The following is a 12,291-nucleotide window of genomic DNA, read 5'->3' as shown; positions in this document are numbered from 1 at the left end:
ACTTTTATTTTTTTAATATTGAGACAGTGACTCAAACTGCCAACTGTTTTTTGTCTTTATACCCCAATTGGCAAAATTTATAATACCTTTTTTCGATTATAAGCAAGGAATTGTAAATTTGGGTCATAAACCTATTTTAAGATTATGAAGTTAGTATTATCACCAGCAAAGTCACTGGATTTTGAAAGTCAGCTACCCATAGATGTCCACACGCAACCTCAATTTTTAATTCAGTCGGAACGATTGAATAAAGTGCTTCGTAAAAAATCGGCTAAAACCCTTTCGAAACTAATGAGTATATCCGATGCTTTGGGACAGTTAAATTATGAGCGTAACCAATCATGGGGATTGCCTTTTACTGCAGAAAATGCTAGACCAGCTATTTATGCCTTTAGTGGTGATGTTTACCGTGGACTGGATGCCTATACCATTCCTGTAGATAAGGTTGGCATATTGCAGGAGAAGGTCCGCATATTGTCCGGACTTTATGGATTGCTTAAGCCAACCGATTTAATACAACCCTACCGTTTGGAAATGGGAACCAAATTACCCGTTGGCAAAAACAAAAACCTTTATGAGTTCTGGAAAAAGGATATTGTAAAAGCTTTAAATGAAGAACTGGAAGATGGTGAATTGTTCCTAAACCTCGCTAGTAATGAATATTTTAAGGCCATTGATGCTAAAGCTTTAAAGGTGCCTGTAGTAACTGCCAATTTTAAGGATTTTAAAAACGGGGAGTACAAAACGATTATGACCTATGCCAAACTCGCCCGTGGTTTTATGGCCCGTTATATTGTGGATACCAACGCCAACACATTAGATGATATTAAGGGGTTTAATTATGAAGGTTATAATTTTAGTGAGCCTATGTCGTCTGAAAATGAGTTGGTATTTATTAGGTGAGTTTAGATAGTTCTTCAGAAAAAATTAAAGGTGCCTTTGCGAAATTGTAACTAGGCAGATAGGAGACACTATCTTTAGATATACAACTAATAATCTTCTATTAAAATCTTGACAAAAAAAATTAAGTTCCATACATTAAGAATTTTCTCTAGATTTACATTTTTTGAAATTAAAAGAGTCTAAACTTTTATGTACTGGTATTTAATCATTGTGCTTCAAGCCTTTTGTTTGTATCATTTTTATAAGCACAGATCCAATTACTATTGGGTTTTTCTAATCTTATTCTTTCCGCTAATAGGATGTATAATTTATATCATTCTTAAAGTTTATAATAGGAGTGATGCAGAAAAAATTACTAATGAAATAACACATATTATTAATCCAACAAAAAAGATTGTTGATCTAGAGAAACGGTTACAATTTTCAGAATCCTATCAAAACAGGGTTAATTTGGCCGATGCTTATCTTGAAATAAAGGATTATAATAATGCACTTCCCCATTATCTTGAAGCTTTAGAGGATAGTACTCAAAACGACTTTTATGTAGTAAGTAAATTAATTGAAACCTATTTTTGGGCTGAGGTTTATGATAAGGTCATGGATTATGGCGAAAGAATTAAAGACCAAGCCGAATTTAAAAAATCAAGAACCCAATTCATATACGGTCTAGCTCTAGAAAAGTTAGACGATTTAGACGCCGCAGAAAACCATTTAAGACAAATAGATATAAGATACTCGTTTTATGAAGAACGACTTGTTTTAGCCAAATTTTTAATAAGCAGAAACAAAGTAAGTGATGCTAAAGAAATATTGGAGGAGATTCAAAAAGAATCCCAACACATGACAAAGTTTAATAAGCGTCAATACAAATCAACAATGATGGAAGTTGAAAAAATATTATCGGAGCTGTAATCTATTTAGCCTGTGCTTTATTACCTACATTGATTTTAGTCTCAACGGATGGTTTTTTCTTAATCCTCGGACGTCTTACGCCAAAAGTACCTCGGTTAATTTTACCACGTTTTGTTTTTTTATCGCCTTTTCCCATAAAAAGTATATTTTAGTTTTTCATAAAATAATAAAAATTACGAGAAAGTCAAGTCTTTGTTCAAACACCAACATCCATACGCGCCATTTATTCAATATGATACCCAAAAACTTATTGTGGGGACCTTGCCACCACCACGGTTTTCAACAGGAGAGCTTTTAGAAAAGGACGTTAATTTTTGTTATGGCAGTTATTATAATTCACTGTGGCTCTATACTGATGCTATTTACAGGTTGAAACTGCATTATGATAATTCCCAAGAAGCAATAGATCAACGAAAACAATTTTTAGTAGATCATAAAATTGGGGTTTGCGATATTGTTGAAAGCTGTGTGCGAGAAAAAATGGATGCTTCCGATTTAGGTATGCAACAGGTTAAGTTACGTAATCTGTTAGCTTATTTAAAACAGTACCCAAGTATTCACACCATTTTGTTTACAGGAGGTAATAGTAAAAATGGTCCTGAATATTTCTTTAGAAAACACATCAAGGAACATAATATAAAGTTGAAGTTGGTTTCAAGTGGGATTCCTAGAATTCATCAATTTGAATTACCTTGTTATTCAGATCCCGAGAGTTCTGGCGATGAATCCCAAAATGCAGTTCAAAAAAAGCAAAGAATCATCAAAACCGTATCCTTAACCTCTGCTTCGGGAAGTGCAAATAGGGCCATAGGTAACATCCCACTTTACAAACAGCTTAAAACCAAAAACCCTAAATTCAATACATTCGATTTTCGAGTGATGCAGTATCGGGAGTTTTTCTAATACTTCTCAGGAATAAACGTTTGGTAATCCATGGGTGGGCGCACATAAGCATGGTAATCTGGTAAATCGGGGAGTTCTATGGGTTCAATATTCATTTTTTCATAAGGTATTTTGCTTAGCACATGACTTATGCAATTAAGTCGTGCCTTTTTCTTATTGTCTGAATTCACCACATACCACGGTACTTGTTTGGTATCGGTATGGGCAAACATGGTATCTTTGGCTTTCGAATATTCTAACCAACGGGAACGCGATTCTAAATCCATAGGACTAAATTTCCAACGTTTTAAAGGACTTTTAATGCGGTTTTTAAAACGTTTTTCCTGTTCTTCGTCACTTACCGAAAACCAGTATTTTAAAAGAACGATTCCCGAACGCACTAGCATACGTTCAAACTCGGGACAAGAGCGTAAAAACTCCCTGTATTCTTCATCGGTACAAAAGCCCATAACTTTTTCAACGCCGGCACGATTGTACCAACTCCTATCGAAAAGTACAATTTGACCAGCATGAGGCAAATGTTCAACATAGCGCTGAAAATACCATTGGGTCCTTTCTTTTTCTGTGGGTACACCAAGGGCAACAACTTTGCACACACGTGGATTTAATGGTTCGGTAAATCGTTTTATAGTACCGCCTTTTCCGGAGGCATCCCTACCTTCAAAAATAATAACCACTTTTAACCCTTGGTTCTTAACCCACTCTTGTAGGTGTACTAATTCTACATGTAATTTTGACAGTTCTTTATCGTAATCGAAAGTTGTATTATTAGAGGTGTTGTTGTTTGATGGTTTCATGTCCACCAAGTTAATAAAAAAAGAAAATGGTAACAGTATAATTTTTTTGCAAATAGAAATTTTAGTCTGTCTTACGGTTCAGATATGCGTATTGAGGAATTGAAATCGGTAGTTTTCAATATTGCACTAACTGTAGCGAGCCGTTTTTATATTTGTTGTTTTTCTATTCATAAAAATCTAAACTGCGAGCGGTTAAAAAAGTTGAAACTTTGGTTTAGCACTTCAACTCGTATTAAGTATAGGAGCGATTGTTGACTTCTGGTATTTCTTAAATCAGTACCCTAAAGCTAAAGTACAAATCTTTATATTCCATAAAATCCTCGTAAGCTACTCCTAAAGAAATTCTGTTTACAAGGAATGCATTGTTAAAGTTGATATCCTTAAAGATTTCAGCTTTGTAATTAATTCGACTGTCGAATATTGATGTTGAAAATGTCGTGCTTATTTTGGGTTCAGAAAACCATTTAGAAGCATGTAAAAGGCCTCCGATTTTATCATAATTCTTACTTAAATAGTCTAATCCAACACCTATACTAAAGTTCTTTTTTAGATTCAAGCCGTACTTCAATTGATGATTTTCAAATTCATTTTTTATGTCATTTAAATCAAGAATTCTATTCTGATAATTATATGCTATGTAATCGGATAGACTTGAGTTTTTGTAAAAAATATTCCATTTGGCAATTTGAAGGTTTAGATGATGAAATCCATTGTTGTCAAAATTATACTGTAATGAAGCGCTTCCGTTTATTTTTGTTTCACCTATGTATGTAGCAGAATAGGATGAAAAGAAGCCTAAAGGTAATTTCGTAGCTCCGCTATATCCTAGCTCAAAAGAATTTGATAAATAACACATATTTACCATTCCTCCAGAATTATAACAACCCTTCTTTGGTAATGATTTTTTAAATGAATTGTAAACATCTTTTAGGTTTAATGTGTCCGACAGTTTTTTTACTAAATCTAACACAATAATTGCTTCTGGAATTGTGTCTTGTGAAGTCGGTGTCCAGTAAGTTTTTAACCAGTAACTTTTTTTGTCGGAATGCTCTATGATATAGGTGATTCCGTCCATTCCTTGGCTCCATTTCTCTATATTTTCATCTGACGGTAATTCTAAAATTTTAGAGTTCTTTACAATGTCATAAATATTTTTTGATTGTTGTGATGTCAGTAGAGTTTTACTAGTAAGTGTTTCTCTTTGACTTTTGTTAGGTTTTTTAGTGTGATAAATATAATTGACAATTGAGCCAGATATTTCAGAACTATCTTTTGAAATTTCAATTACTTGTCCGTGATTCCAAAATCTAAAATTGAATTCATCTTGTGACTTTTCAAAATCTTTTAAGTCCAAAGTTTTTTGAAACTCAATATTTCTTTTGTACCAATAAACGGTGTCTCCTTTTATTTCTTTCGTTTGGGAAAACATAGTCTGAAACAACAATAAGAAAGGAATTATGGTTATGTGTGGTTTCTTCATCTGCTTGCAAGTATCAAGAGAACAACATTAGTGCGTTTATTTTTAATATATTACTGTAAACATAGGTAATAAACTTACAGAAAACAAAGACTGTAAAAAACCACTGTGTTTTTACTAGGCTAGGCTTCAGCATTAAAATACACTTTATAATAGTGCATTTTTTTGTCGTTGTCGTAACCGCGTTCTAAATATTCGGTAGAGGCATCGGGAGCATCAATATCCAGTTTAATTTGTATGTGGGTATCTAGCTTAATGTCTGTTTTAATCTTTTTCTTTTCTTTATTTAAAACGGCTTCGGCCACATCAAACTGATTTCTAAGCACTACATTCTGCTCGTTCTCGAACTCTTTTTTGTAATCGTCAAATTGTTTTTTGTGCTTGTCCTCTTCAAACAGTTCTTCCTTAAACCGTTCAAAATGTACCACGTCATTTTCCTTAAAAAAGTCGATGGTTTTTGCTAAAAAACTATTTTGTTCCTGAGCACCGTAGCTGGTTTTAATGATTTCTGAAGAAAAGTCCTTACACAATGTTAGGTATTGTTGGGTGTGGTTGTTGGCATCATCGGCAAATTTAATGTTCAAAAACTGGTTGATCCAGTATTGGGCATCATAATTATTATTATCTACACTTAATACAATATTGCCTTCTACATCACTTTGGTTAAAAATAAGGCAGCCTTTATCTACTTTTTTTGAGCTTATGCCTTTTTGTACTAATACATCATAACTGTTGTTTTCCAGATAGGTTTGGAAGAAGTTAACCTTATTTTCAATTTTAAAAATGCCCAAAGCATTGGTGGTCATCTCATCAAATTGTATACCTTCGAACAGCACGACCAAAACATCCCCGGTTTTTATTTGGGCTGAGGTCGATTGTTCGTAAAGGTGGGTAACGATATGTTTAGAGACGTCTATAAAAGCATCTTCGTTATCAAAAATTTGAGACGCATAGATATTAATTTCATTAAGAGAAATATTGGCGTGGTGGTTAAACCGGTAACTTTGTACAATACTGCCAAATGGCCTAAGTAAAAATGGTAGCATAAGGTCGTGGCTTACCTCGTCGAAATCAATTGCCTTTTCCGAAAAGGCATTTTTAGTGTCGTTAAATTTATTACCAACTTTATGTATAATGAATTTTGAAATTGTAGCGTTTTTTCGTGAAATCATAGTCTGTATTTTAAGAATACAATACTATTAAAATAATTGTAAAGCATACAAAAAAAGTGAGCGCCAAAACAGGTGTTTTGACGCCCTAGATTTGAGGACTTGTTTTTTAATTGGAAAAAGTTTTGGTTTATTTTGTAACGGATTGATTAATAGCTGGTTTAAATATAAGAATAACTTAAGGATATGTAACAATGATGTATTGGGTTTTTTATAATACTTAATTTATTTGGTATAGGATTATGGTATTATTATCCCCTTTGGTTACAAACTCAAGGTTTCTGTCCTTATCTATATTATCCAAGTCTATTAAAGAATTACCATAAACTGGAAAGTTGGGCAACATTTCATTTTGACTATCGAATAAGTATATTTTTTGGGCTTGTAAATCGGTTAGGGTAACATAAATTTTATCATTTATGTAAAACAATTTAGGTGGCGAATAGTTACCATAATCTAACTCTCTGGTTTTACTCTTAATGGAAAGTTTGTTATCACTTTGGGTTACCAAGGTTTTTGATGAGGTATAGATGTGATGCTGTGCTAAAAGATTTAAATCTTGGAAAGCTGTATTGCCTTTGGTATCTATGGTTATTAGTTTGCCGTCAATGCTTGTGGTAGTGAATTTATCTTTATATAAATATATGGCTTCGTTGGAATAGTCACTATTTGTTTTTGGAGTGACTCTGTTCCTACCTGTGCGATCCAAAATGTGGACCTTGTTTTTAGTTTTAATGGTTAGGTAATCTTTACTTCCAATCCTAAAATGTTGTGGTTGGTAAATTACATCATCATTAGTGCCTTTAAATATAAATCCAGAAACTGGTTTTGCTCTTTTATCATACATTAACAAGTTTTTACCTTGAGTAACCAACAATCTGTAATTTTTATTTCGGTCATAATCAAAAACCGAAAGCGGTTGCGTTATTTCATCATTAAACTTACCAGGGAATGGGGCTACATCCTTGCCATTTCTATCAATGATATAAAGGCGGTGGGGAGTAGTAAATGCTAATTGGAGTCTTCCGTTTTTGTAAATATCAATTTGCTCAATATTACCTAAAACTGGGCCGTGTAATTGTTTTTTCCAAAGAATTTTTCCTTGGTTGGAAATTAAATACAAGTTGTTTTTAATATCCTGTACTACAATTTCCTTTTCTCGGGTCCTGTGATTGGTTACAAATTGTGGACTGTTCAATAAATCGCTATCCAATTTTATACTAAATTCTTCTGTAACAGCTTGTTCAATGGCTCTAGCTTTGTTTTTACTTATAATGCCATTTACATGTGCAAAATTAGAATCATAAACAAACTGGAGCACCGATGTTTTATAATTATTTAGGTTAAAACTTAAGTTGTCTTCAATGTTTTTGGAAACAACATTTTTTAGGGTTTCACCATTAGCTACAAACATTAAGGAAGATGCACTGCTTAAACCCTCTTGGTTATCTTTGTAGGGTGTAAACTCACTTAGAGTTGTTTTGTTTTGGTAATTGGCAATAATGTTTTGGAGCATGTCCATGGTATCAGCAAACACAAAAAAAGAATCTAAAACACAATAAAAATAAAAATTACTGTGTGTAATTAAAGGCTGAAAAGTTTTGGAAAATACATCGAACTGGCTAAAATTAAAGATGTCAACTTGCCTATAAGTATCTGCTTTGGTTTGTTCTGCCAACAAGGCATCAGTAGTAGCTATAACATCAATAGAATTCAATACAACGGCTTGACTTTTACCTTGATAAATAACGCCAACTTCAATAATGTTTTCAAATAGACTGTTATATTGTTCTATAATTGAATCTTTTTGGTTGAATTGTGTAAGGTTATTTTTAAGTGTATTAAAATCATGAAATGTAAAGCTCATAAAACCATCACTGTTAGATGGCGCAATAAGCTGAACTTGATTTTCCTGGGGGATGGTATGTTTAAAAACATTAATTATGCTCATAGTTGAATCTATGGCCTTGGTAATACCATTAAAGGTTATTTTGTTTTGATTTATGTCTACTTCCAATGCCGTATAATTTGTAAATCTATTATAAGACAAAGAATCGTTAATAAATAACGATTTAAAAAATGGGTTGTTAGGTTTTATTATGCAAGATACTGCTTTATCAGATCCCATAGTACTATTAATTTTTTCCAACATATCATCAATAATTACCTGTTTGTGGGCTTCTTCAATAATTGATTCTGAAGAAGAAACCATAAATATGCTATCAATAAATGTACTATATATAATTTCTTTATTTAATGTTGATTTAATAATGGTTTTGTTGTTATACTTTAAAGTTTCCTCAATATAATTTTGTAAAGAATCCCTAACAAATAAACCTTTATGATACTTGGTCACCAATGAAAAAAACAAGCTATCCTGTTTGTTTTTGCCTATTCCTAAAATGAGTTTGCTTTTAGGGTTTAACAATTCACAAAACCTTAGTTTAGAAGCAAGATCACTATAGGATGTTGTGTTTGAAAAATGATTTAAAAAATCGTTGTTTTTAATGCTACTTTTTAAGCTTTCTACAGAGTTGAATCCTATAATTACCGTAGCTTGTTCTGGCAGATAATGGATGGGGTTTGAGCGATTTGTTTTGGAATTGGAACAGCTTAAAATAAGGGTTGTGGCAAGAGCAAAACAAAAAAATCTCATAAATAAATTGGTTTATACAAAAGTACATGAATTTTTTCATTTGAAAATTGATAAAGGCTAAATGAAAAATTATATGGACTAGCAAAGTGGTTACTCAACTGAAGCTGAACTTTGTGAAGTTTTAAGATGTAAAATATAGTTTTTTAGGAAGAAACGAATCTATTTTGATGGGTTAAAATTCTAATTTTAATTGTTCGGAAAGTAATCTAAACGATTTTCTGTGGTATTTTGTTATACCATATTTTTTTATAGCTTCACGATGCTCCTTGGTTGGATAACCTTTATTTTGTTTCCAATTATACATAGGGTACTCTTCATGTATGGTATCCATATATAGATCTCTGTAAGTTTTAGCTAAAACCGAAGCGGCAGCAATACTTAAAAATTTAGAATCTCCTTTCACTATGGTTTTATGCTGTATATTAGGGTAAGGTTTAAACTTATTTCCATCAACAATAATGAACATTGGAGGCGGTTGTAATTTTGAAATAGCCTTATGCATTCCTAGAATAGAAGCATTTAAAATATTAATAGAGTCTATTTCTTCTTGAAAAATATGACTTACCCCAAAACTTAAGGCCTGTTGCTCAATAACCGGTTTTAGTAAGAAGCGTTTAGTTTCAGAAAGTTGTTTTGAATCGTTTAAAAGTTCATTTTCAAAATTTTCAGGTAAAAGTACGGCAGCTGCAGTAACAGGCCCAGCCAAACACCCCCTTCCAGCTTCATCGGTGCCACACTCTAAAACATAACCTGAATAATTTGGTAAAAGCATTGAAAATTTTAATTGTCAAATCTATGGGATTAAATATAAATTTAAAAAATATTTTAGGCATTAGCTGCTCCCTAAAACTAAAAAGTAATATCTATAAGCTGTTGAAAATATTTTCGTCATAGCGAATTATTTTAATGTTTATTTGTGATTGTTATGCACGCATAAAATAATGAATTTTTTACAATTATTTTTAAAAATAATTCAACATAAGTGCTATATTTTTTGAATATATGTAAAAGAATGTTATTTATATCGTTAATTATTTAATAATAAGATTGATTTTTAATATTTTTTTAACTTTTTTTTTTGGATATTTAAGATAATATTTCGATGTTTGTAATCGACTAACTCAAATTAAATATTCGAATTGTTGTCTTTTTAAGATGATAAACAAAAGAAAGCCGATAAAAATTTTATCGGCTTTCTTTGTTTAAATAATTCATCTCATTTATCGTTCAAATAATTACTTTTGTTGCGAATAAATAAGGATTTATCTTTAAAATAATACTATGTTTAGAAAAGTTAATTGGTTGAATATTGGTGTTAATTCTCAATTGTAACATAAATTATAGAATGAGGAAAATAATTTTAATAGGCGTTTTATTAAGTTTATTTAATGTTATTGAAGCACAGGAAAGACGATTCAGACCAGAAGAGGAATTCGATAGTTTTGATAGGCGACATGATACACTTAGCGGAGCCCAAAGAAAAAGTACTGGTATTAAAAATATTAAAAATGTCAATGCTAAAATTGAAGACTATCTTATTATATCACATTTAAACGACACTGTACATGTTGACACAACACTTACCATTAAAAAGGAATATAAATTCAATTACCTAAGAAAGGATAATTTTGGTTTAATTCCTTTTGCAAACTTAGGGCAAACTTATAATCGTCTTACTCAAGATTTCCAAAGTACCGATTTAATTCCAAAGTTTGGTGCTCGTGCCAGGCATTATAATTATATGGAAATAGAGGACATTAATTATTATAGAGTGCCAACCCCATTAACCGAGTTGTTTTTTAAAACAGCTTTCGAACAGGGACAGTTGGCCGATTCGTTTTTTACCGTTAACACATCACCTCAATTCAATTTTTCAATAGCCTATAAAGGATTAAGGTCTCTAGGGAATTATCAGCATCAATTAACCAGTACAGGTAATTTTAGGTTCACTACAAATTATTCAACCAAAAAGAAGCTTTACCATTTTCGAGGACATATAGTCATGCAGGATTTACTTAATCAGGAAAATGGTGGTTTAAGAGGTGATATGATTGATAACTTTGAGAACGGTGTGCCCGAATTTATAGACCGATCGCTCTTGGAAGTGAATTTTGAAAATGCTGAAAGTATTTTAAAAGGTAAAAGATTTCATATAGACCATATATATAACATTATTAGAAAAAAAGACTCACTCTCTAAGAACAAGCTCAGTATAAGGCACATTATGTCCTTTAAAGATAAATTCTATGAATATAATCAAACTGCCGCAAATAGTATTTTTGGAGTTGCATCGTCAAGTGCAATAAAAGATAAAGTGACCCTAGAAAACTTTTACAATCAACTAAGCCTTAATTATAGTAATGATATTATTGGTGATTTGCAATTTAATGTAAGCCATAACAATTATAATTATGGCTATAATTCGCTATTTAGGGACGAGGGAAACAATACAACAATTATAAATAGGTTAAAGGGAGAAATTTTAAGTGCCGGTGGAAAATACCGTAAACAGTTTAAGAAATTTGAATTGCAAGGTGAAATGGGATTAAATGTTTCGGGTGATTTTGAAGGTAATTTTTTAAGAGCTGATGCAACGTTTAAATTAAAAGAGGATGTTTTTGCTAAAGCATCTATTAACCATAATGCTCATGCACCTAATTATAATATGTTGTTGTACCAAAGTAAATATATTAACTACAACTGGCAAAATGGTTTTAATAATATAGAATCCCAGCAATTGGCATTTCAAATAAAATATAAAGACTATTTAGATATTGCAGTCGATTATTCAACCGTAAACGATTATGTGTATTTTGCTGAAGACACACAAACCAGTTTTGTTAGGCCTTTTCAATCCTCAGAGTCTATTTCGTATTTGAGGATTAAACTTGTCAATGAACTTAAGTACGGTAAGTTTGCTTTAAACAATACAGTGTTATATCAAAATGTTCAAAATGATAATAACATATATAATGTCCCTCAACTTATAACTCGTAATACCTTATACTTTTCAAGCCACTTATTCAAAAAGGCCATGTTTTTACAGGCAGGTGTCACTTTAAATTATTTTACCAAATATTATATGGATGCCTACAATCCCCTATTAGCTGAGTTTTATGTGCAGAATGAAAAAGAATATGGAGGGTTTCCAAGGCTTGACTTTTTTGTAAATGCTAAGATTCGCCAAACCAGAATATTTTTAAAGGCTGAACATTTTAACCCGACAATAACAGGATACAATTATTATTCGGCTCCAAATTATCCTTATCGAGATTTTGTAGTTCGCTTTGGCTTGGTCTGGAACTTTTTCTTGTAGTGTTAGTGTGACACTTTGTTTTGTGGTTAAATGGTGTTGGTTTAAAGTTTTCCTGATCCTTCACGGTTTTCTACAATGTTTTTGTCTACCCCTATTGGTTGCGACAAGTGTATAGTCGGTCCTGTTTTTTTTTGCGGGGATTGCTTAGGGGCAAAAAA

Annotated in this window: 10 protein-coding genes; 4 read left to right on the top strand and 6 right to left on the bottom strand. The window is 32.0% G+C overall.

Annotation, left to right across the window (positions count from 1 at the left end):
• Nucleotides 1–144: 144 nt before the first annotated feature.
• Nucleotides 145–903 (top strand): peroxide stress protein YaaA, encoded by a 759-nt coding sequence (yaaA, locus tag MR053_RS00050; protein WP_242130503.1) that lies wholly within the window; start codon nucleotides 145–147, stop codon nucleotides 901–903.
• Between the two features lie 189 nt (nucleotides 904–1,092).
• On the top strand, nucleotides 1,093–1,815 hold the full coding sequence (locus MR053_RS00045; protein WP_242130502.1) for a hypothetical protein: 723 nt from the start codon (nucleotides 1,093–1,095) through the stop codon (nucleotides 1,813–1,815).
• Nucleotide 1,816: 1 nt separating this feature from the next.
• Here MR053_RS00045 and MR053_RS00040 read toward each other — a convergent pair whose 3' ends face one another.
• The gene (locus MR053_RS00040) at nucleotides 1,817–1,951 is read right to left on the bottom strand and encodes a 30S ribosomal protein THX (protein WP_223552172.1); all 135 of its coding nucleotides are present in this window, start codon (nucleotides 1,949–1,951) and stop codon (nucleotides 1,817–1,819) included.
• A gap of 56 nt (nucleotides 1,952–2,007) precedes the next feature.
• Between MR053_RS00040 and MR053_RS00035 the strand changes: the two genes are divergently transcribed.
• On the top strand, nucleotides 2,008–2,718 hold the full coding sequence (locus MR053_RS00035) for a uracil-DNA glycosylase family protein (RefSeq protein WP_242130501.1): 711 nt from the start codon (nucleotides 2,008–2,010) through the stop codon (nucleotides 2,716–2,718).
• On the opposite strand, the gene ppk2 is transcribed toward MR053_RS00035, so the two are convergent.
• The 5 genes from ppk2 to MR053_RS00010 all read right to left on the bottom strand — a co-directional run bounded on the left by ppk2 (nucleotide 2,715) and on the right by MR053_RS00010 (nucleotide 9,589).
• Nucleotides 2,715–3,515: a polyphosphate kinase 2 gene (gene ppk2 / locus MR053_RS00030; RefSeq protein WP_242130500.1), complete on the bottom strand. Its 801-nt coding sequence runs from the start codon at nucleotides 3,513–3,515 to the stop codon at nucleotides 2,715–2,717. The two genes, MR053_RS00035 and ppk2, sit on opposite strands and share 4 nt — an antisense overlap.
• Before the next feature lie 268 nt (nucleotides 3,516–3,783).
• A complete protein-coding gene (locus MR053_RS00025) occupies nucleotides 3,784–4,995 on the bottom strand; it encodes a hypothetical protein (RefSeq protein WP_242130499.1) in 1,212 nt (403 codons plus the stop codon).
• Between the two features lie 119 nt (nucleotides 4,996–5,114).
• Entirely contained in the window at nucleotides 5,115–6,164 is a 1,050-nt protein-coding gene (locus tag MR053_RS00020) for a nucleoid-associated protein (protein WP_242130498.1), read from the bottom strand.
• Between the two features lie 217 nt (nucleotides 6,165–6,381).
• Complete coding sequence (locus MR053_RS00015) at nucleotides 6,382–8,817, bottom strand: ribonuclease HII (protein ID WP_242130497.1); 2,436 nt, start codon at nucleotides 8,815–8,817, stop codon at nucleotides 6,382–6,384.
• Nucleotides 8,818–8,989: 172 nt separating this feature from the next.
• A complete protein-coding gene (locus MR053_RS00010; RefSeq protein WP_242130496.1) occupies nucleotides 8,990–9,589 on the bottom strand; it encodes a ribonuclease HII in 600 nt (199 codons plus the stop codon).
• A 573-nt stretch (nucleotides 9,590–10,162) separates the two neighbouring features.
• Here MR053_RS00010 and MR053_RS00005 point away from each other — a divergent pair.
• Nucleotides 10,163–12,133, top strand: a complete 1,971-nt coding sequence (locus MR053_RS00005) for a putative porin (RefSeq protein WP_242130495.1) — start codon at nucleotides 10,163–10,165, stop codon at nucleotides 12,131–12,133.
• The last annotated feature ends 158 nt before the right edge of the window (nucleotides 12,134–12,291 follow it).

Origin of the sequence: Aestuariivivens marinum (assembly GCF_022662175.1) — a bacterium.
Lineage (GTDB): Bacteria > Bacteroidota > Bacteroidia > Flavobacteriales > Flavobacteriaceae > Aestuariivivens > Aestuariivivens marinum.
This window is presented reverse-complemented; position numbering and strand designations above follow the sequence as displayed.